We start from the raw sequence: 20,824 nt of genomic DNA, 5'->3' as shown, positions 1-20,824 counted from the left end.
GGCTACGGTGCGTGACGGCTTTCAGTGGACATCGACGTAGGCCAGGTTCCACCTGGCGGGGTGGCTGGCCGGATCTCCGCGAACTCGAGAACGCTGGCGAACCGCCTCGCTTTGTTCCAAAGCATTGGCGGGATGCCAGGTACAACCTGGCCTACGAGACTCGAGGCTTCCAGTCCGAGCCATCAACGAGGGCTCCTTCAGAGCCTTTGTTTGGAATTTCACCGGATGTGGGTGTGGTGGAGGACGGTACGCGGCATAGCTAGTTTTTCGGAGTTTGCCAGATAACAGCCCTGGATGAAGTCCTGGAGTCAGGGGGTTGAATTTTGAGCGATCCCCTCTTTAGGATGGTGTGGTTGTTCCATCGCCGTTCAGAGCCCTGTAGGGAGCCTTGATGTCCGCTGCAAGATGTTCGCGTTCGGATGCCACTGAGGAAGCAGCGGAGTTTGAAATGGTGGGGGCGTTTCATATGCCGAACAAAGACGATTCGACAAGATGGGATCGTCGAATGGTTCGCTCGTGCGTCAGAGTCCTCCTAGCAAGCCTGGTGCTACTCGCGTTTCTTGGCCTTTCACCGGCTAGTTCGCTAGCTCAGTCGTCTAGCGCGGAAGACCGGATATTGAGTGCTGACGAACTGCGTCGCGTGAAGGGGGAGCCTCGCACCTATTTCTACGGCAAAGAGTTTCGGTACACGATCGAAACCGAGAGCCGCACCGATCACGGTGGCGCGACATTTTTCTCGGGGCACTTGGACATCGCTGCCAATGGCGTGCGGACGCTTGCCATTGGCAAGCCAAGTCCAGATCGCTCGAACATTCCGGTTCGTCTGATGCACTATCAGAAGAACCAGGGCGAACCTCACATCGATGACGATCCGTTGCTGACCTATTTTGAGGGCACCGACGGACGGGCCAGCCACAGTTTTCTTCGGAAGTTGCTATTCGACTTTGAAGGCAGGAAAGCAGTGACTTCTTTTGGCAATGCTTCCGTTGGCCATCTCTTACCTGCTTTTCATCAAGACCCACTCGTCAGCCTTCTTGTTAACGATGTTGCTTTGATCAATGGAACTGAACGAACGAATGACGTTGAGTTCGTTCCAATGGGCGACAAGCTTCAAACCGAATGGTTCGAACACGAGGCCGATACAAAAGCAATTCGAATGTCAGCAACCGACCCAGGGGATCAATCCTACGTCGTGTTCACTTCGCAACCGGAACTCCTGCTCGTTGAGCGACGGGAAAGCTATCCCGATGGTCCACTTCAGGTCGACATCTCAGAGTTGATGACGTTCGATGGTTTTCGATACCCCAAGAAGGCAACGTACCGGGCTGTCACTCCCGATGGAAAATCGGGTTACATCTGCTCGATCGAAATGCTCGACATTAGTGAGATCGACGTTGACAGCTTTGAGTGGATTCCGCCCTGGCCGGCTGGTACTGAGTGGGCGCGTATCAAAGATGGGAAACGCTTTCATGTTCCCTATTCGGATGCGCAACTTGCCAAGATTCAGCAGCACGGTTTGGCCAATGCTCGAGCGGATGCACCGTCGCCGGAGTCACCCAAGTTTTTCTATTTCAATGCCGGGTTGGTCGTCCTGATCCTCGGGTTGGTCGCCTACCGATTCTGGCCACGATCCAATTAGAAGGGGGAATTAAGCCATGCGCACGCAATATTTCATTCCTCACCACGCCTAATTTCTGGACAGCATGGTGTCGTTGGTTTCAAGCATCAGACGTTGTAGGCCAGGTTCCACCTGGCAAGGTTGCTGGCCGAATCCATGCGGACTCGAGAAAGCGGGCCAAACCGCCTCGCTTTGTTCCAAAGCATCGGCTTGGTTGCCAGGTGAAACCTGGCCTACGTTGCTTCGACCCTGAACTATCATTGAGGACTCGCCATGAACCAATCTCATTTCGAACCGGGACGCATCACGAACGTTCGCCGCGGCTTTACCTTGATCGAACTGCTGATCGTATTGGCGATTATAGGCTTGCTGGTGTCGTTGTTCACCGGAGCGGTTCAGAATGCACGCGAGTCAGCCCGGCGGACTCAGTGCATGAATCAACAGCGGCAACTTGCGCTCGGCATTCAAATGCACGCTGCCAAGCATGAGTACCTTCCCAGCAATGGCGGTGATGATGGCAAGTGCACCGTCACCTCTGCATCGGGCAAACCGATTCGGGTTGGCACCTATACCTTTGCGGTTGACCATCAATTCTGGTGGGGAGTCGGCCAACCGGGAGCCTCGCCGACACAACAAACGGGGTGCTGGGCCTATGCGATTCTGCCATCGCTGGAACAAGGGGAAGCGTACCAGAATGTTCAGGTCGAATCCGCTGGGCCGCTGTTCCGTTGCCCCAGTCGCTCGCGGGCAGATCCCTTGGTCCCACGAGATGATTCGTACGGCAGATATTCTGGGGGCGGTCGGGCGTGGGCCAAGACGGACTACGCTGGCAACCGCCGAGTGATGTTGAACTTCCCTGACGCCCAGCGGCTCAGTGCGATTGCGGACGGACTGAGCAACACGTTAGGGACGGGGGAGAAAGCATTCGACCCGATCATTCAAACGGAAACGAGTTGGTATTACGACGAACCGATCTTCAGTGGCGGTAGCAACGGAACCGTGCGAAGTGGTTTGTTGATCGAACGAGATGGCCCCGGCGCGCGTTACATGGACAACTGGGGATCGGCTCATCCAGGCGGCGCCCTGTTTTCGCGGTTGGATGGATCGACGGGGTTTCTTACGTCCAGCGTCGATGGCGAGTTGTTCCGCAGTCTGATCGATCCCAAAGACGGGGCCCTTTGAATCGAGAGCATTCGACGTGTCGCTGGACTCGCCAGAATTCAGACGTTTCAGTTGGGACGCGTCCGAATTCTTGGCGAATTCAACGACGGTGCGTGGCGGCTTTCTGCGGACGTCGACGTAGGCCAGGTTCCACCTGGCGAGGTGATTGGCCGGTGCACCGCGAAATCGAGTACGCTGATCAAACCGCCTCGCTTTGTTCCAAAGCATCGGCTGGATGCCAGGTACAACCTGGCCTACGCGGCTAGTTAGTTCGTGGTTGGATTCGGCAGAATTCAGATGTTTTAGTTGGAACGCGACCGAATTCTTGGCGAATCCGGCTACGGTGCGTGACGGCTTTCAGTGGACATCGACGTAGGCCAGGTTCCACCTGGCGAGGTGAATGGACGGAGCCTCGCGAACTCGCGGATGAATGCTAAAACGCCTCGCTTTGTTCCAAAGCATCGGCTTGGTTGCCAGGTGAGACCTGGCCTACGTGGCTAGTTAGTCCGTGGTTGGAGTCGGCAGAATTCAGATGTTTCAGTTGGGACGCGTCCGAATTCTTGGCGAATCCGGCTACGGTGAGTGGTGCCGAATCAGGTTCCTGCCAATTCGGTCAGTTCTGCCTCGCTGTCGCCGAATCGTTCGAGGTCCAATCCGTAGCGTTTGGCCATCGACAAATACAAGTTGCAGACCGGGACTTGGTCTTGGGCAGCGATGTGACGACCGGGCTGGATCGTGCCGCCGCCGCGACCGGCCAGCAGCAACGGCAGGTTGTCAGGGTCGTGACGGTTGCCGTCGGAGAAGCTGCTGCCGAACATGATCATGCTGTTGTCGAGCAGCGTTGACTCGCCTTCCTTGACCGCTTTCATCTTCCGCAGCATCCGAGCGAATTGTTCGGTGTGCCAACGGTTGATGAGTTGATATTGAGCGATCTTTTCTTCTTTGTTCTCGTGGTGCGATAGCTCATGGTGCCCGCCATGAACTCCGTCGAGGAAGCTGAATGAACGCCCCGACACATCGTTGGCGAACATGAACGTCGCGACTCGAGTCGAATCGGTTTGGAAAGCGAGCACCATCATGTCCAGCATCAAGTCAATGTGCTGTCGAAAGTCGCCCGGAGTTCCGGTCTCGGGAATTTCCAGTGCGTGACCGCTCGCAATGCGATCACGTTCTGCTTCGAATCGTTCTCGGTGGCTTTGGTCACGGGTGGCAAACTCAATCCGCTTCTCCACTTCACGGACCGAATCCAAATACTCGTCCATCTTGAACTGATCGTCGCGGCTGAGTTTGCCGCGAACCAAACGAGCGTCTTCCAGCACGTAGTCCAGCAAGTTCTGATAAGACCTTGCTTCTGGTGTGCTGGTCTTCATCCGCTTACCAAACAGACGTTCGTAGACCACGCGAGGATTAATCGCTTTTGCAATCGGGCGGGTTGGCGATTGCCATGAGATATGTGATCCGTACAAACGCGTGTAGCCAACGTTGCTGTCGATTCCGCTGATCACCGGATCGATGCCCAACTCCAGCGACGGCAACGGTGTCTGGTTGCCGACCTTTGCCGCGATCAATTGGTCAATCGAGATGCCGCCACTGCTGATGTCTTTGCCAGTGGTTTTTGCGACCGGCATGCCCGTTAAGTAGTTGGCTGTTTTGGCGTAGTGACCGTCGCCACCGTGCGAGTGTTTTTTGTCGAGTCCTGAGAGTACGAGAAAGTCATCCTTCAAGTCCGCCAGCGGTTCGAGCGAGGGTGACAATTCGTAGTCGGTTCCTTCGGACTGGGGCACCCAATCTTTCTCCCAGACTCCATTGGGGAAATACAAAAACGCGGTGCGAAGTGGCGGTTGCGGATCGCCATTTTGCGAACCCGATGCATCCGGTTTGGCAGCGGCCATGGTTTCTGCCATGGATGCCATCCACGGCAGTCCCAGCAAGACTCCGCTGCCACGAAGGAAGCGACGACGAGGAATGGGCTTTTGCATGATCAACCTAACGGTCTATGGGTTGGCAGGTTTGAAATAACGATTGCGAAATGGATAACTGGTCACGATGGTTTCCAGGATCACTGTGGCGCGTTGCTCATTGTTATCCAACGCTTCCAACGATTCATCGACGACACAATTGTCAAACTTATTGAGCGACCGGCCCAGAGCGAAGCCGTACAGTTTCTTGACGAAGTGCTTCTTGAATTCACCGCTTCGTCGTAACAACAATTGTTTCAGCTCTTCGGGGCCGGAGAACGTTTCCCCTGAAGGAAGTTTGCCGCTGGAGTCAATCGATTGACCGTCTTGTTCGGTTCGCCAACGACCGATCGCGTCAAAATTTTCGAGGCCAAAACCGATTGGGTCCATGCGGTTGTGGCACGCGGCACACTGAGGGTCCTTGCGGTGAATTTCGAGTTGTTCGCGAAGGGTGGCTGCGTGGTCTGCCTCGGCCTCTTCCAAAGCGGGAACCCCTGGAGGTGGAGGAGGCACTCGCCCGCCGAGTACCTCTTCCAAAACCCAACGGCCTCTCAACACGGGGCTGGTTCGGTGTCCGTAGGATGATCGGGTCAGCACGGCGGCGAGAGTGATCACGCCACCACGGCGGCGATCCAAGAGTGGAATGCGTTTCCACGTTTCCGAGTCGTCAAACTCCGTCAGTCCTTGTTCGGAAGCATCCAGGCCGTAGTAAGACGCCAATGTCGCGTTGGCATGGATGGAGTCCGCATCGATCAATTCCATCAACGGACGATCGTCTCGAAATACATTCCACACCGTTCGCACGGCTTCTTCACGCATTTCGGCCGCCAAGCGTTCGTCAAAGTCTGGGAAGAGGGTCGTATCCGGTTTGGATTCGCCTTCAAATTGAGAAAGCCCCAGCCACTGCAATCCAAAGTTCTCTCCCAGTGCCCGCGATCGTTCGTCGGCGAGCATGCGACGCATTTGTGCAATGATCTGTTCGTCGGTCACCAGTTCGTTTGCATCCGCAGCCAACATCAATGCTTCGTCTGGGATGGATGACCATAGGAACAATGCCAACCGAGTTGCCATCTGATGCGGCGTCAGTGGTTGTACGCCACCGGCTTCGGATTCGGTTTCGACGACGAACAAGAAATGAGGTGACACCAAGATTGCTTTGAATGCATCAGCGGTCGCTTCGCGGATTGGCAATCCCGATTGTTGGGATGCGTTCATCAAGGTCATCAGTCGATCGACTTCGGATCCCTCGACGGGGCGTCGCCACGCACGACGGGCAAATTGATTGATCGCTTCGCGTGCATCGGCCTCGCTTGCGATGTTCGTCAACAAACCACCCGCCAAGGAAGCTTTTCCGGCCGAATTCAAAGCATCCGTAATGATTTGGTTGGCAACGGCCAAGTACTGTTCGATGTGCAACGCCGAGGTAAAAAGGGCGTCACCGGCGGTGTCGAATCCTTCGCCTCCGGAACCATCCGACGGGATCTGCAAGGATTCGTCGACGGGCATTCCGACCAAGTCTCGGATGGCGTTGAGATATTCTGTTCGAGTCAGCCGGCGGCTCATCACGACGCCGCGGTACCACGCCTGGGTTTCTTCATTGGCCAGCTTGGCGCACTCGTTGTCATCCGGTCGCGAATCAAACCATCGATGGACGAGAGCCTTTTGTTCGTCGTTGAGCTGCGGGCTTCCTTCGGGTGGCATCTCATTGAGTCGCACGCGTTTGGCGACTTCTTCCCAAACGGTCGCGTTCTTTTGCAGTTTGTCGCTCGCACCGAATTGTTCCAGGTCAAATCCTTCGGCGTCCGCGCCCCGATGGCACTCCGAACAGGCCTGATCCAAAATCGGATAGATTGCGGTTTCATATTCATTTCGCCACGCGGCGAATGGATCTTCATCGCCGAAGGAATGCGTCGGCGCAGCAACCAACGCAATCAAAACGAAGCAGCAGATTGGAGCTCGGGCGAACGGCATCGCGGGGAACATCAATGGATGCTCAAACGGCTAAAGGTGGGGAAGTTCGCGGGTCTGGTGGAATTGTCCGCAGGAGGGAACCTCAGTCTAGCCAATCCAGTTCCATCCTCCAACTTGAATGACCCCGGCATTTCGATAAAGCACGGAAGATTGTTCGGTGAACATTGACGTGTTGGAATCGCGTCGAGTGACGAGTGTTGACTGCGATTTGTGTAGCGAAACAAGCCTTCCGCTAGCTTTGGCACGCTGGAAAACAACCTATAGAGATTTCAAGTCAGACCGACTTGCCCCCCAAAGTGACTCGACCCATGAACACCGAACCCGCCCCGAATTCCAGCGATGAAGCAATCGTCGAGACTGCGCCGGTCAGTGTCGATTCAATGGCAGAGGAAGCAGCTGCAAACGAGCAGCAAGACGTACCGGAGGTCACGCGGCCCAGTGGTTCGGTGACGGTGGATGGCGACGCGTCCTACCAATCCCTGCCTATGGAAGCTCTTCGTTTAGAGAGGTTTGTCGGCGGAATCTTCATTGTCATCGTCGGGGTGGTTTGTCTGATTGGGATGATTGTTCCTTTGTTCGTCTCGCCAGCGACGCCAGAGGTTTTGGCAGGCGTTGTGTTTGGTTGCCTGGTGCTTTTTGCCGCGGTCGTTTACGGCGGTTGGATCTATCCCAAAGCGGCCCACCGTTGTGCCTCTTGGAAGATCAGCGAACATGGTTTGGAAATTCGCCGTGGCGTTTGGTGGCGACATCGAATTGTGGTCCCGCATTCGCGAATGCAACACAGCGACATCGAGCAGGGGCCTTTGCAGCGGATGTATTCTTTGGCGACGTTGGTGATTCACACCGCGGGAACGAAGAACTCTTCGGTTCAGCTCGAGAACCTCAATGCCGAAACCGCGGATCAATTGCGAGATGCGTTGACGAGCGGCCACTGGGAAGTGATCGTCTCGACTGAACAAGTGGTGACCGAATGAGATCGGAACCGAAACCGCTGCATCCAATTTCGATCATCTTTCAAGCTGTCGCGGTGTTGAAACGCACGATCCTTCCTCTTGCCTTGGTTGCTTGGAACGGTGCCCAATCAAGCTGGCTCGGGTTCTTAGGAGCGTATGGCTTTCTCGCGGTGATGGTCGCGGGGTTCGGGATGATTGGATTCATCCGATACTGGTTTTATCGCTATCAGTTGACGCAAGGCGAGTTGATCGTGACGTCTGGGGTTTTCTTCAAATCCAGACGCAACGTGCCGGTCGTTCGAATACAGAACGTGGACCTCGTACAAAACGTGTTCCATCGCATCTTGGGCGTTGCGGAGGTGCGAGTCGAAACCGCCAGCGGAACGGAACCCGAGGCGATCCTCAAAGTGCTTTCACTCAGTGAGGTCGATTCACTGCGTGGACAAATTGAAGCGGCGCGTCAGCAGGCACCAGCTCTCGGTGAGGTGAAGACGTCCAATGCAAGCGCAAGTGAAACGACCCACGCTGTCCCGGCGAGTGCGAATGTTCCGGTGGATCTTGCGCCGGTTTCGGCGAGCACGACGTTGCTGGAAATTCCGCTGAAGTGGTTGGTGCAAGCGGGGTTGGCCAGCAACCGTGGCTTTGTGATGGTCGGGATCGTCATCGGGGTTCTCTCGCAAATGCTTGGCCCCGACGATGACTTTGCTCGTCGGATTGCGAGAAGTCTGCGGTCATCCCGCAGCGTGGATGTCACCGCAATGCAAACCAGTTGGTGGGAATCATGGCTGCTTTGGATCGGGGCATTGTTGCTCGTGTTGGTGGCAATTCGTTTGCTTGGGATCGCGTGGTATGTGCTGCGGTTCTACGGTTATCGTCTCGAACTTCGCGACGAAAATTTGCAGCTTTCGTGTGGGTTGCTGACGCGTGTATCCGCGACGGTTCCGCGTCGGCGTATTCAGTGGATCAGCATTCATCGCTCGCCCTTGCAACGCTGGATGAAGCTGGCGTCGATTCGAATTGAAACCGCTGGTGGTGCTGGCAAGCAAAACGAAGACGCCGCGACCACCGTCACCCGTCGCTGGTTCGTTCCAATCATCCCCGAATCAAGTTTGGACGAATTGGTGGAGCAACTGCGACCAGGGCTAAAGTGGTCGGAAAGTTCGCTCGAGTGGCAATCGCTCGACCAACGGGCGCTGAAACGGATGCGGCGGAAATCCAGCCTGCGGGCTCAGGGAATCAGCATTCTGGCCGGTTGGCTGGCGTATGTCTTGTTCGATTTTCCGTATGCCTGGACACTGGGATTGTTGGTCGCGGCGGTTCTCATTCCGCTGCACATTTGGGTTGCTCAGCGTCGACATCGTCACTTTGGATTCGCGGAATTGCCGTCGGGAGAAGGCGTCGTCATTCGCGAAGGATTTTGGGATCGAAAGGTGAGCTGCACGTTCTACGATCGAATCCAATCCGTCAGTTGTTCGGAAACGCCGTTTGATCGCCGTTGGAACATGCAAACGCTTCGAATTGATACCGCGGCGGCGGGCCCAGCGGACCACGTTTACAGGCTGCCCATGTTGTCTCGTTCAACTGCCAGCGAATTGTTTGATCGTTTGTCGAGTAAGACGTCACGAATCGAGATGGTTTGGGACTGATTCACCCAATTTGCCGGGGAATTCCAAAAGCGTGTTCGCTGGGGGTGGGTGCCGCCTCGCGGGATCGCAAACTGTCCTTACAATGGCCGGTTTTTGCGACCGCAATCGCACCTCTTCCTGCAAGTCCTACTCATGTCGATCATTGAAGTCCGCGATTTGACAAAGAAGTACCGCGTTTACCAGAAACGCGAAGGAATCGGAGGCAGCATTCGCGGTCTGTTCCACCGTGAATTTCGCGAGGTCACGGCCGTTCGCGGGATTGATCTGCAGGTCGAGCAAGGCGAGTTTGTCGCTTTCTTGGGACCCAATGGTGCCGGCAAAACGACCACGTTGAAGCTGCTGAGCGGAGTCATTCAACCGACCTCCGGCACCGCCAGCGTCATGGGGTATGTTCCGTGGGAACGAAAAGACGGATACCGCCGCCGGTTCGCGTTGGTGATGGGACAAAAAAATCAATTGTGGTGGGATTTGCCGGCCCGCGAATCGTATCGGTTGCATCAACACATTTATGGCATTCCCGAAGGCGAATTCAAAACTCGCTTGGATGAAATCAGCGATCTGCTCGACGTGACTCGGTTACTCGATCAACCTGTTCGAGAATTGTCGCTTGGGGAACGCATGAAGATGGAACTGATCGCGGCGTTGCTGCACAGTCCCGAGGTGTTGTTCTTGGATGAGCCAACCATTGGCCTAGACGTGATCGCCCAACACAACATTCAAAAGTTTCTTCGGTACTATCAAGAGAAACGCAAGATCACGATCTTATTGACCAGCCACTACATGAAGGATGTCGCGGCTTTGTGTCGTCGCGTTGTCGTGATTGCTCAGGGCACCATTCAATACGATGGTTCGCTGTCGGGAATCGTCGATAAGTTCAGCGGGTACAAGCTGGTCACGCTGCAATTCGCGGCGTCGGAGAACCTGACCCGACCGGAACGTCTTGGCGAAGTGGTCGACGAGAATTGGCCGAAGTTGACCTATCGCGTTCCGCGGGCCGAAGTGCCCAAATTGCTGGCCGAAACATTACGGGACCATGCAATCGAGGATGTGGTCGTTGAAGACCCGCCTCTCGAAGATGTGATTGCAGATCTATTCCGTGAATCCATGGACGATTCCACCAACGACGCTACCGAAAGCACCGCGACAGTATGATTTCACTGGATGATTTGACCATCGGTTTTCGCGGTCCAGCTTTGCTGGACGGGGTTTCCGCACGTATCGAACGAGGGCAACGCATCGGTTTGCTCGGTCGCAATGGAGCGGGCAAAACCACGCTCTTGAAAATGTTGTCGGGCGACGTCACGCCTGACAACGGCCAAGTGATTTTGGACCCGAATGTTCGTTTGGCTCGGTTGACTCAAGACGTTCCGCAGAATGTCAAAGGGACCGTCCAAGACATCATGACGTTGCCGGCCGAACAGTTTTCCAAAATGGGAACGACCGCCGGATTGGGCACCGCGCTTGGACCAACCGACCATGGCACCTGGGAACCATGGGAGATCGAGCAAAAGATCGAGGAAACACTTTCGCGGATGAACTTGGATCCGGCGACTGCTTTTGAAAGCTTGTCCAGTGGCATGCGGCGGCGGGTGTTGTTGGCGCGGGCTATTGCCAGCGAACCTGACATGCTGTTGCTCGACGAGCCGACGAACCACTTGGACATTCAATCCATCATTTGGCTCGAAGACTTCCTAAGTCGATGGTCCGGCACGCTGATGTTCATCACTCACGACCGGTCGTTTTTGCAATCGCTCGCGAATCGTATTTGGGAAATTGATCGCGGGCGTTTGTTCGATTGGACGTGCGACTACCAAACGTTTCTTCAACGCAAAGCTGCCGCCTTGGATGCGGAAGAAAAACAAAACGCTTTGTTCGACAAACGCCTCGCCGAAGAAGAGGTCTGGATTCGACAGGGCATCAAGGCTCGACGGACCCGTAACGAAGGTCGCGTGCGAGCGCTGAAGGCGATGCGGAACGAGGCCAACCAACGCCGCAGTCTTGAGGGCAAAGCCAAGCTCAACCTGCAAGTCGCTGAACGCGGAGGTGCCTTGGTCACCAAACTCGACAATGTGTCGTTCACTTATCCCGGAACCGACCGTGTGATCATTCGCGACTTTTCGTCTTTGATCATGCGTGGGGACAAGATTGGAATCATTGGCCCCAACGGTGCTGGTAAGTCGACCTTGCTGAAGTTGATCTTGGGCAAGCTGGAGCCAACTTCGGGCTCGGTGCGATTGGGAACGAACCTGAAGATCGCCTACTTTGATCAATTGCGAGACACGCTGGATCCAGAGCTCACCGTCCAAGAAAACGTGGGCGAGGGCAGTGACAAGATTCAGGTGGGCAACGCGACAAAGCACATCATGGGCTATCTGCAGGATTACCTCTTCACGCCCGAAAGGGCTCGAACACAAGTCAAGTTCTTGTCCGGTGGAGAACGCAATCGTGCTTTGTTGGCCAAACTGATGACCCAGCCCGCCAATGTCATCGTGTTGGACGAACCGACCAACGACTTGGATGCCGAGACACTGGAATTACTTGAGGAGCAATTGGTCGGCTTCGACGGCACACTGTTGATGGTCAGCCACGACCGGACGTTCTTGAACAATGTCGTGACCAGCACGCTGGTTTTCGACGACGACTCCGATCCGGGAATTGTCAACGAATACGTCGGCGGTTACGACGACTGGGAAGCGGTCGCCAAGCGACGACGCGCTGAATCGGGTTCCGGAAAAGTGAGTGGCAAAAAGGCGACGTCGAATCCCGACGCCAAAAACAACGCCACTTCAAAGCCTGCCGCGAAGGCGGTCAAGCTTTCCTACAACGACCAACGAGAATTGAAATTGTTGCCGGGGAAAATTGAAAAGCTCGAGGCAGAGATCGCGGCGATTCACGAAGAGATGGCCGCTCCCGAGTTCTATCAATCCGGCGGCGATGTGATCGCCAAGAAGAGTGAGGAGTTGAAGGTGAAGGAAGAGGAACTTGCCCAGTCTTATGAACGTTGGGAAGCGCTCGAAGCTCATTGAGCCCAAGTGCAGCACCAGAGTAGAACAGTTGTCCCCAACTGTTCCGTCGGGCAGCGATCAACTTCCAAGTTTCTTTGCACCGAGTTTACTTTCAAGCGATCGCGTACGCGGCGCAACAACGCTGCATCTCCCACGACGGCCTCTTCCGGGGCGATGTGGCGTGATCGCAATGTGGGGCGAGGTGATTGCAAATTGCAAAATGGACATTGCAAATTGGCAATCGCAGGTCGGTTAAACAGGTGGCTTGCCAGGCCGGAAATACTTTGCAATTTGCATTGAACAAATTGCACTTTGCAATGCACTCTCACGCCGTACCCGTCCGGGGCGACCCGTTACATCCTTGGCAAGTAGTTCCGAAGATAATCGTGGCTTTGTTTCAAAGCTCGAATTCGATTCTCGATCGAGCCTTCGTAAGCACGGTCTTCAACTTCCACGCAAACAGGTCCACTGTATCCAGTGTCGGTCAGGATCGAAAAGAACTGCCCCCAATCGACTTGTCCGAGTCCTGGTAGCTTTGGTGTGTGCCATTCATTTGGATTGGCAAACACTCCGACTTGGTCCAGCATCATTTGGTCGACGCGAACGTCTTTTGCGTGGACATGAACCAAACGATCTGCGAAGGCTCGCATTGGCGTCAGGTAATCCATGTGCATGAACACTGGATGAGATGGATCGTAATTCAGTCCGAAGTGTTCGCTCGGGAATGTCTCAAACATTCGTCGCCATACCGCCGGACTGATCGCCAAATTCTTTCCGCCGGGCCATTCGTCGTCGGAGAAAAACATGGGGCAATTTTCGATGCCGATTCGAACGTCGGACTTCTCGGCCGCTTCGATGATGGGGCCCCAAACGTTTTCAACACGGGGCCAGTTGTCGTCGATCGTTTTCTTCGGATCGCGGCCAACGAACGTGGTCACGCGGCCGATTCCCAGTTGAGAGGACGCCCCGATCAATCGGATCAAGTGTTCTGCTGCTACCTTTGACTCGGACTCGTCGGGTGACAACGGATTGGGGTAGTAGCCCAAGGAACTGATTGCGACATCGTATCGCTGGCAAAGGGACTGAATCTCTTCGATACGTTTGTCGGTCAGATCGTTGACATCGATGTGCGTCGTTCCCGCGTACCGACGTTCTGCTTTGCCCGGCGGCCAGCACATGACCTCGACACATTCGTAGCCACACTGGCTCGCGACGGCGAAGACTTCTTCCAGATCGTATTCTGGCAAGATGGCGCTGACAAAACCAAGTTGCATCATGAGAATCGCTCGTGCAGGTGGCAGAGAGTTGAAACAAACGGGGACTCGAAAAACGATTCGAACCAACCCGAATTTTGCTAGACTATAGCGTGTTTGATCGTCATCGGATTCATCGCATTCCGGGCGGTTGCCAAGTCCTGAAAATGAACCGCGTTCGTTCGGAAACGTGATCCGCGCGATATCAATTCAATCGTTCCAGCACAGACTGACTCGTGAAACCATCTGAATCCACCGATCCCGCACCGCACGAACCCAATCGCGTTTGCGACGTGGTGGTGGTTGGCGGCGGACCCATCGGAATCGAAACGGCGATTGAGATGCGTCGAAACGGGATTGATGCGTTGGTTTTCGAGGCCGGACCGCTCGGTCACACGATCTCGTGGTGGGCACCCCAAACGCGATGGTTCAGCAGCAACGACCGCATCTCAATTGCCGGCGTTCCGTTGAACACGATTGACCAAGCGAAAGCGAGCCGGGAAGAGTACCTCAACTACTTGCGAAGTGTCGTCGATCAGTTTGATGTTCCGGTGGAAACGTTTTCGAAGGTCGACAAAATCGAAGCTCGGCCGGATGACCCTCGTCGCTGGCAGGTTCAAGTCCGTTCGAAGTGGATCGAAGCATCGGCGGTGGTGCTGGCGATTGGTGGAACGGACCATCCGAATCGATTGAATGTTCCCGGTGAAGATCTACCGCATGTCGACGGTTACTTACGTGAAGCTCACCACTATCACGGGCGTCGCGTGCTGATCGTCGGCGGTCGCAACAGCGCAGTCGAAGCCGCTATCCGTTTGCACCGCGTCGGTGCAAAAGTCACGTTGAGTTATCATCGAGAAGAACTGCCAGAGGCCAGCATCAAGTATTGGCTGCGTCCGGAGATCGATGGTCTGATTCGAAGCAAAGCGATCGAAGCTTTGTTTGAAAGCCGAGTGACCGCGATCACGCCGGAACGAGTCGATTTGGATCAGACGTTGCCTGACGGGCGGCATCACACGTTGCACATGCATTTCGACGATGTGCTAACGCTGATCGGCTACGAACAAGACAAAACCTTGTTCAAGCAGCTGGGAATTCGTATGGAAGATCCTGGCGGCAAACCGATCTACAACGACGAGACAATGGAAACCGAATTGCCGGGTATCTACGTCGCTGGAACCGCCGTCGGTGGCACGCAAAGCAGCAAGTACCAAGTATTCCTCGAGAACTGTCATGTGCATGCGGCGAAGATCACCAAGCACTTGTTGGAGTATGGTATCGGCAGTCGCAACACGGATGCAAAGAGACAAGCGAAACCGTCAGCCACGCCTGAGCTGAACCGTCAAATTGAGATGAATCCAGAGAGCTGATCCATTTGCGATCAAGCTCTCAATTCGATTCCGTACTCAGCAACCAATCTGGATTCAACCAGTCTGCATCACTGTCCGGCAACAGCCGCAGCGAGTTGCTCGTAGGTTCGCTGATTGTTGACTCTCGCCCCACGATTGTCGCATGCAATCTGATACAGGTGCTGGCCGATAGGCGTTGGGTATTTGCCCGTCACGCAAGCCTGACAGAGGTGTTCCTCCGGCAAGTTGATGGCTCGTGCGATTGCGGATACTGGCAAGTATTGCAGCGAATCAGCACCGAGATCGTCGGCCATCCGTTGCTGCGATTCTTCGTCCAGTTCACCGGTCAACGAGAAGTACTTCGGCGCGATCAATTGATCGATCGTGCTCATGTCGATTCCGTAGAAGCACGGAGCAACGATCGGCGGGCAAGCCACGCGAACGTGGATTTCCTTCGCGCCACCAACGTCACGAATACGATCCAGCAACGCGTTCATGGTCGTGCTTCGAACGATGGAGTCCTCCACCAGGATGACTCGTTTCCCTTGCAAGACTTCGCGAAGCGGCGTGTACTTTGCCGCCGCCTTTGCTTTGCGAGCGCGACCGCCTTCGATGAATGTCCGCCCGGCATATCGGTTGCGGATCAAGCCTTCGCGGCATGGGATCGATAATTCATAGGCCATCGAGTCTGCGGCAGCTTTGCTGGTGTCAGGAACCGGCACAATGATCGTGTCTGGATCGTCCAACGGAACTCGACCGAACTCACGTTCCGCGGTGGCCAGTTCACGACCCAAGTTGGTTCGCGAAAGATAGACGCTTCGGTCGTCCAGCGTGCTGGCGACGTTGGCGAAATAGATCCATTCAAAGAAGCAGTGTTTGGGCGTTTCGGGTTCCGCGAATCGTTCCATCCGGAAACCTTCGTCAGGATCAATCAAGATCGCATGACCAGGAGGCAACGATCGAATTTGATCTGGTTCGAACCCGAGATTCAAAAGAGCGACGCTTTCGCTGGCACAGGCAAACAGCGGGCCTTCGTGGATGTAGCACATCGGTTTGATGCCCAATGGGTCGCGAGCGACCAACATCTCACCTTCTGCGGTCAACAATGCCATTGAGTAGGCACCGTCGAAACCGGCCGTGACCTGTTTCAGGACGTCGATCCAGTCGACTCGTTCCTGCGACTGCGATAGCAATCGAGCGATCTCGTGGAGAATGATTTCGGTGTCGGTGTCGAGTGCCAAGTGGTGATCGCCATCGGCGAGCAACCGCTGCTTCAAAAGGGTGTAATTGGCCAGTTGGCCATTGAAGCAGAAGCTGAACCATTTGCGTTTATGGATATGCCGTCGCTCGAAAGGTTGAGCGTAGTTCCGGTCATCGGCGCCACAGGTGGCGTAGCGAACGTGTCCGATGGCGGCGCGACCGGCCAGCGATTTCATCAACGATTCGGCTTTGGCCCGATGATTCAGGCGGAAGACTTCCGTCACCGTTCCGACATCACGCCGCGTTTTCAGCAGCGCGGGACGATCGGGGTCGAACGTGGACATCCCAGCGGCAAGCTGCCCGCGATTTTGGATGTCGAGCAACATGCGGGGCAACAGACGCGAAATTTGTCGCGGTCCATCGTCCGTGCACACCGGGCTGCGCCCGCGACCAGAAAGGTGGTAGATCGCGGCAACGCCGCATTCGTGATTCAATTCAGCCATGAAATCTGCAATGAGGTGATCGCTGGGGCGAGGAAACTACAGTCTACCGATGAGAGGCCAGAACGCAATTCGCTGAACTGCCTGGTTTGCCAAACCCGCCACCAATCGGGCGGGTCAAATGACGGTTTCGAAGGGTCAGCAGGATCGTCTCGATCGAATCCCCAGAACGATCAGCACCACCAGCAAAGTCGCCAGCAATAGGGCTGGCCAAACCACGGAAATTCGAGAAAGGACGACCAAGGGCATCGCAACGGTGATCATGCCACCGCCAACGAAGGGTGCTGACAAAGGAGCCGCCAACGCGTAATCCTCGGCCGCACCCGACTTCAGATCAGGATCGACGACTCGCAACAGTACAAATCCGGTCGCGGTCGTGCCCGTCGACATTCCAAAGTTGATCAAACCCAGCGGGAACCATTTTTCAGCGGGCAAAATTTTTCTCGAAAGAAACAGCAGGCAGAACGTCGACCAGATCGATCCGGCCACAAAGAGAATGACCAAAGGCATCCACAAAGACGCCACGGCGGCCAAATTCAGAGTCGCGACGGCGGCAACGACCAACAAATCCATCGAGGTTCCTGAAATTCGGTGGATCGTTGTTTCGTCAATCAAGCGGACCTGCCCGATCGCCCGGAGCAGAACTCGCACGATCAATCCGCCGAACAAGGTGTAAATGAACAACGGAAACGACCCTACGATGCTGGCCAGCGTCAATCGAGAACGCAGTTGAGACTCACCCGCATCGGCAGGTCCGCTGAGTTCCGCCGTGGTCGGTTCGGCGGATTGGGCGACTGAATGCGTGCCAAAAGCCTCCGCGGCCCAGCCCACTCCGGATTGCATCGCAACACCGATGCCCATTGCGAGTGCCAGCCAAATGATTTGCAACAACAACGGATCGATCACGCTTCCATCGATTCGCGCCCGTCCAATTGATGCTGGCTGGGGATTCGTTTCCGCGTGTGGTTCGTCGGACGCTTTTGCGGTTTCGAATGAGTCTGCGGTTTGAGATGCGTCGTTGGGTGAGATCTCGGCGGAACTTTCAACTTGGATCCATCCCAGTCGGACGGCCAATTGGATCCAAATGATGCCTGAAACCAATCCGTAGACCAGTCCACCGGTCGCCATCATGACGCCCAAATCCAACCCCTCGTCCCAGCCGATCGAAGCGTGCTTGAACACGTCGCCCATTGCCGCGGCGGTGCCGTGTCCACCAGCGAAGCCGGTTTCGATCAACATGCCGGCGGAGGATGGTAAATCGAACTGCGGTCCGACCCACAACCACGTGACCCAGAGTCCCACCACGGTTTGACCCAACACGATGATCCAAACCATCAGGCCTTGTTGCATGACGTCTCGAACCAGATGCCGATTGGTCGACGATGGATCTTGGGGGCTTTTACCCAGCAACATCGCGGCGAAAACGACGGCAATCAAGGTTGACGGCCACGGTCCGAGGGCGGACACGATGGGCTGCATCGTGTCACGCTCGTTCCAGTGAAACCACTGGATGACCGCCAATCCGAGAAATCCAGCGATCAAGGATGCGGGAATCAATCCCAAGCGAAACCATGCGACTTGTTGACGCAACCAAACGCCAACGAGCAACAATGCACAAACAAAAACGATGGCGTGAAGCATGGTCCTCAATCCGGTAGTTTCGGGCTCGGTCGACACCGATGCCGCGTGCGTGTGTTTTGCACCGCTGGCCTTCGACCATGGCTCGCACCGAAGGCGTCGCCCCAGTGTCGCCGGTCGTTGAGTGCACGCAAGGTGACGCGAACCGATTGGGGTGCGAGATGGGCAGTGACAAAATCCTGGATTCGCCCTACAACATTCGCTCCGGAGTCCGCCTCGGCGACTGCTTTTCTCCGTCCGCTCCGTCTTTTCGCAACCCAATATGCTCGCAAGAAAACCCCTGTTTCCCGGCGTGATCGAGTTGAACTTCCAAGCCGGTGAAGTGCTTGGGTGCAACGTCTACTTGGTCCATGATTCCGATGAATGGATCCTGATCGACATTGGTTACGAAGAGACCGTCGATGACTTCGTCGAAATCATTCGCGGATTGGACTTTCCGCTCTCGCGTTGCAAAACGCTGGTCGCCACTCACGCCGACGTCGACCACATCCAGGGATTGGCGAAAGCCAAGCAAATTCTGAAGACGACCATCTCGGCGCATCCCAACGCGGTTGAACCGCTGACCACGGGCGACACGCTCAAGACGTTGGCGGTCATCGAGGCGCAAAACCTGAAGATGGCAATGCCTCCCGTTGAGATCGAAAACCAAATCAACGACGGAGACATCATCACCGTCGGCAAAAAAGAAATCGAAGTCTGGCACACGCCCGGGCATACCGACAGTCAACTTGCATTCCGGATCGGCGACGTGTTGTTGTCCGGTGACAATCTTTATCGAGACGGTTGCATCGGCGCGATTGATGCTCACCACGGAAGCGACATTCGCTCGTTCATCAAATCGCTCACCCGCATCCGTGATAGCGATGTGAAGTGGTTGGCACCCAGTCACGGCCCGGTTTTCGCGAAAGACAACGCGATGCTGGACAAAGTCATCGAGCGGGTCAGTGGTTACTTGCACATGGCCGACTTCGGGACGCTCGCGGAAGATTGGCCGCTGATGAACGAATGGGACGACGAGGTCGAGCAAGGCATTTTGCCCGAGGGTTTGCAAACTCCGACGGAGTGATGCCGATGGAGGCGGAACGACCGGATCAGTTTTCTCACGGGACGGTGATTCTGGGTGGCGGTTTATGCGGCCTGATCCTGGCTCACGAGTTGGCCATTTCACTGCAATCTCGACTGGGGTCTGACGCTCCATGCGTATGGGTTGTCGAAGCCCCATGCGATGACGTTCCGCAAAGAGATGAGCAACGACCGATTCGCTGGCTGCGTTTGCTTGGCGGAAAAGCGGACTACCAATATCAAACTCAACCATCGGCCGAGTTGGCTGGTCGGTCCCTTCCTTGGCCACGTGGAAAAGGTTTGGGTGGCAGTGGGCGAATCAACTCGATGATTTGGTTCCCGCCAACTGATGCAGACTTTCAATCGCTAGCCGATTCGCTTGTTGGGGAACAACCACAGAACGCGGATGTCATAGTCGACACGGAGCGACAACTTCGTGTGGCGTTTGAGCGAGCTCGTGAAATCGTTCGTCCCGAGCGTGCTCGTTGGATCAGTCCCACCAGCAGGGCGTTTTTGGATTCCGTTTCGAATGGTTCGGATCAAGACTTTCACGTCTACGATCGGCTGAATCGAAACGGTCGGCGGTGGACGGCCGCGAGTGCAATCTCAGATCTGCAACGTACCGATCCTGAAGCGTCAAAACTGATTCGAATTGTCAGATCCAACGTGTTGTCGGTGCGAATCGAGGGTGACACGGTCACCGGGATTGGTTGGGCTGATGGAGCGACGAGTTCAATTGCAAGCAGCGTCGAAGTCATTTCGGCACTCGGCGCGATCGGATCGCCAACGTTGCTGCATCGAAGTGGAATCGATGATTCAAATATCGGTGGCAACCTGCACGACCATCTGATCATGCCCATGGTTCATTCCCATGATGGCGGTGCGTTCTCCGATGCGGATCCTGAAATGGCGGCTTTGGCAAAGTGGCAACACACCGGTGGTGGTCCGATCGCTTGTAACATTGCCGAGTGTGGTGGCTTAGATGCGGAGCAACGATGGCAATTGCACGTGACACCAACTGACTACCTTCGGTTCCCCAAAGACACTCGGCGCGGGGCGATGACCATCGGTGTCAACGTGACGCGTCCGCTATCGCGAGGCCGCATTCGATGGAGCGATGACGAAACGATTATCGATGCCGGTTATTGGAACGACGACCGTGATCGAGTCGAGTTGCTCGAAGGAGTTCGCTGGGTCCGGGATTTGGTCAAGCAATCGATGCTCGATCAGTGGCTTCGATCCGAAATGATTCCGGGTGCAAAGCGACAAACCGACGATGCCATTTGTGCGGCGATGGCTCGCTATTCACAAACGCTTTATCACCCCGCTGGAACTTGTGCTCTGGGAAGCGTTGTGGACTCCGATTTCTCGGTTCGCGGAATGTCCAACTTGCGAGTTGTGGATGCGTCAGTCTTGGCTGAGCCCACGATCGGTAATCCAACCGCGACGCTAGCGGCGTTGGCGTGCTTCGCCGCGAAACAATTCATCCACCGATAAATTCTGCCAGACGGTG

The 20,824-nt window shown here is 55.5% G+C and carries 16 protein-coding genes and 1 pseudogene; 9 read left to right on the top strand and 8 right to left on the bottom strand.

The window, feature by feature from the left end:
• Positions 1-2: 2 nt before the first annotated feature.
• Together RB_RS28555 and RB_RS28550 are read right to left on the bottom strand one after the other, a co-directional pair.
• Entirely contained in the window at positions 3-125 is a 123-nt protein-coding gene (locus RB_RS28555) for a DUF1589 domain-containing protein (protein ID WP_390175072.1), read from the bottom strand.
• Positions 82-183: pseudogene (locus RB_RS28550) on the bottom strand (hypothetical protein); the annotation flags it as partial. The pseudogene RB_RS28550 and the gene RB_RS28555, both read right to left, overlap by 44 nt.
• A 433-nt stretch (positions 184-616) precedes the next feature.
• Here RB_RS28550 and RB_RS10195 point away from each other — a divergent pair.
• Together RB_RS10195 and RB_RS10190 are read left to right on the top strand one after the other, a co-directional pair.
• The gene (locus RB_RS10195; RefSeq protein ID WP_164921826.1) at positions 617-1,639 is read left to right on the top strand and encodes a hypothetical protein; all 1,023 of its coding nucleotides are present in this window, start codon (positions 617-619) and stop codon (positions 1,637-1,639) included.
• Positions 1,640-1,891: 252 nt separating this feature from the next.
• Positions 1,892-2,800: a DUF1559 family PulG-like putative transporter gene (locus RB_RS10190; RefSeq protein WP_011120258.1), complete on the top strand. Its 909-nt coding sequence runs from the start codon at positions 1,892-1,894 to the stop codon at positions 2,798-2,800.
• 241 nt (positions 2,801-3,041) lie between these two features.
• Here RB_RS10190 and RB_RS28545 read toward each other — a convergent pair whose 3' ends face one another.
• From RB_RS28545 to RB_RS10175, 3 genes are all read right to left on the bottom strand, one after another.
• Positions 3,042-3,167: a hypothetical protein gene (locus RB_RS28545; protein ID WP_390175069.1), complete on the bottom strand. Its 126-nt coding sequence runs from the start codon at positions 3,165-3,167 to the stop codon at positions 3,042-3,044.
• 205 nt (positions 3,168-3,372) lie between these two features.
• The gene (locus RB_RS10180) at positions 3,373-4,758 is read right to left on the bottom strand and encodes a DUF1552 domain-containing protein (RefSeq protein WP_164921825.1); all 1,386 of its coding nucleotides are present in this window, start codon (positions 4,756-4,758) and stop codon (positions 3,373-3,375) included.
• A 15-nt stretch (positions 4,759-4,773) separates the two neighbouring features.
• The gene (locus RB_RS10175; RefSeq protein ID WP_231846375.1) at positions 4,774-6,708 is read right to left on the bottom strand and encodes a DUF1588 domain-containing protein; all 1,935 of its coding nucleotides are present in this window, start codon (positions 6,706-6,708) and stop codon (positions 4,774-4,776) included.
• 308 nt (positions 6,709-7,016) lie between these two features.
• Between RB_RS10175 and RB_RS10170 the strand changes: the two genes are divergently transcribed.
• From RB_RS10170 to RB_RS10155, 4 genes are all read left to right on the top strand, one after another.
• Positions 7,017-7,682 (top strand): PH domain-containing protein, encoded by a 666-nt coding sequence (locus tag RB_RS10170; protein ID WP_164921824.1) that lies wholly within the window; start codon positions 7,017-7,019, stop codon positions 7,680-7,682.
• Positions 7,679-9,307, top strand: coding sequence for a PH domain-containing protein (locus RB_RS10165; RefSeq protein ID WP_011120249.1), 1,629 nt, complete (start codon positions 7,679-7,681; stop codon positions 9,305-9,307). Before RB_RS10170 ends, RB_RS10165 begins: the two co-directional genes overlap by 4 nt.
• 132 nt (positions 9,308-9,439) lie before the next feature.
• A complete protein-coding gene (locus tag RB_RS10160; protein ID WP_007327241.1) occupies positions 9,440-10,459 on the top strand; it encodes an ABC transporter ATP-binding protein in 1,020 nt (339 codons plus the stop codon).
• Positions 10,456-12,333, top strand: coding sequence for an ATP-binding cassette domain-containing protein (locus RB_RS10155; RefSeq protein WP_011120247.1), 1,878 nt, complete (start codon positions 10,456-10,458; stop codon positions 12,331-12,333). Before RB_RS10160 ends, RB_RS10155 begins: the two co-directional genes overlap by 4 nt.
• Positions 12,334-12,665: 332 nt before the next feature.
• Here RB_RS10155 and RB_RS10150 read toward each other — a convergent pair whose 3' ends face one another.
• Positions 12,666-13,586: a sugar phosphate isomerase/epimerase family protein gene (locus RB_RS10150; RefSeq protein ID WP_164922809.1), complete on the bottom strand. Its 921-nt coding sequence runs from the start codon at positions 13,584-13,586 to the stop codon at positions 12,666-12,668.
• Between the two features lie 215 nt (positions 13,587-13,801).
• On the opposite strand from RB_RS10150, the gene RB_RS10145 reads away from it, so the two are divergent.
• Entirely contained in the window at positions 13,802-14,932 is a 1,131-nt protein-coding gene (locus RB_RS10145) for an NAD(P)-binding domain-containing protein (RefSeq protein ID WP_011120243.1), read from the top strand.
• A gap of 68 nt (positions 14,933-15,000) precedes the next feature.
• Here the strand turns inward: RB_RS10145 and RB_RS10140 are convergent, their stop codons facing one another.
• Both RB_RS10140 and RB_RS10135 read right to left on the bottom strand, forming a co-directional pair.
• Positions 15,001-16,614, bottom strand: coding sequence for an amidophosphoribosyltransferase (locus RB_RS10140; protein ID WP_007327245.1), 1,614 nt, complete (start codon positions 16,612-16,614; stop codon positions 15,001-15,003).
• A 135-nt stretch (positions 16,615-16,749) separates the two neighbouring features.
• On the bottom strand, positions 16,750-18,252 hold the full coding sequence (locus RB_RS10135) for a sodium/glutamate symporter (RefSeq protein WP_164921823.1): 1,503 nt from the start codon (positions 18,250-18,252) through the stop codon (positions 16,750-16,752).
• A gap of 259 nt (positions 18,253-18,511) precedes the next feature.
• Between RB_RS10135 and RB_RS10125 the strand changes: the two genes are divergently transcribed.
• Together RB_RS10125 and RB_RS10120 are read left to right on the top strand one after the other, a co-directional pair.
• Positions 18,512-19,315, top strand: coding sequence for an MBL fold metallo-hydrolase (locus RB_RS10125; RefSeq protein ID WP_008667138.1), 804 nt, complete (start codon positions 18,512-18,514; stop codon positions 19,313-19,315).
• Positions 19,316-19,320: 5 nt separating this feature from the next.
• Positions 19,321-20,808: a GMC family oxidoreductase gene (locus RB_RS10120; RefSeq protein WP_231846373.1), complete on the top strand. Its 1,488-nt coding sequence runs from the start codon at positions 19,321-19,323 to the stop codon at positions 20,806-20,808.
• The last annotated feature ends 16 nt before the right edge of the window (positions 20,809-20,824 follow it).

It is taken from the genome of Rhodopirellula baltica SH 1, assembly GCF_000196115.1.
Taxonomy (GTDB): domain Bacteria; phylum Planctomycetota; class Planctomycetia; order Pirellulales; family Pirellulaceae; genus Rhodopirellula; species Rhodopirellula baltica.
This window is presented reverse-complemented; position numbering and strand designations above follow the sequence as displayed.

What these genes read in the sequence shown, in the direction of transcription:
- RB_RS10180 (WP_164921825.1), bottom strand. Translation starts at nt 4,758, where the DNA reads ATGCAAAAGCCCATTCCTCGTCGTCGCTTCCTTCGTGGCAGCGGAGTC.
- RB_RS10135 (WP_164921823.1), bottom strand. Translation starts at nt 18,252, where the DNA reads ATGCTTCACGCCATCGTTTTTGTTTGTGCATTGTTGCTCGTTGGCGTT.
- RB_RS10120 (WP_231846373.1), top strand. Translation starts at nt 19,321, where the DNA reads ATGGAGGCGGAACGACCGGATCAGTTTTCTCACGGGACGGTGATTCTG.
- RB_RS10150 (WP_164922809.1), bottom strand. Translation starts at nt 13,586, where the DNA reads ATGCAACTTGGTTTTGTCAGCGCCATCTTGCCAGAATACGATCTGGAA.
- RB_RS10140 (WP_007327245.1), bottom strand. Translation starts at nt 16,614, where the DNA reads ATGGCTGAATTGAATCACGAATGCGGCGTTGCCGCGATCTACCACCTT.
- RB_RS10160 (WP_007327241.1), top strand. Translation starts at nt 9,440, where the DNA reads ATGTCGATCATTGAAGTCCGCGATTTGACAAAGAAGTACCGCGTTTAC.
- RB_RS10125 (WP_008667138.1), top strand. Translation starts at nt 18,512, where the DNA reads ATGCTCGCAAGAAAACCCCTGTTTCCCGGCGTGATCGAGTTGAACTTC.
- RB_RS10165 (WP_011120249.1), top strand. Translation starts at nt 7,679, where the DNA reads ATGAGATCGGAACCGAAACCGCTGCATCCAATTTCGATCATCTTTCAA.
- RB_RS10190 (WP_011120258.1), top strand. Translation starts at nt 1,892, where the DNA reads ATGAACCAATCTCATTTCGAACCGGGACGCATCACGAACGTTCGCCGC.
- RB_RS28555 (WP_390175072.1), bottom strand. Translation starts at nt 125, where the DNA reads ATGCTTTGGAACAAAGCGAGGCGGTTCGCCAGCGTTCTCGAGTTCGCG.
- RB_RS10170 (WP_164921824.1), top strand. Translation starts at nt 7,017, where the DNA reads ATGAACACCGAACCCGCCCCGAATTCCAGCGATGAAGCAATCGTCGAG.
- RB_RS10155 (WP_011120247.1), top strand. Translation starts at nt 10,456, where the DNA reads ATGATTTCACTGGATGATTTGACCATCGGTTTTCGCGGTCCAGCTTTG.
- RB_RS10175 (WP_231846375.1), bottom strand. Translation starts at nt 6,708, where the DNA reads ATGCCGTTCGCCCGAGCTCCAATCTGCTGCTTCGTTTTGATTGCGTTG.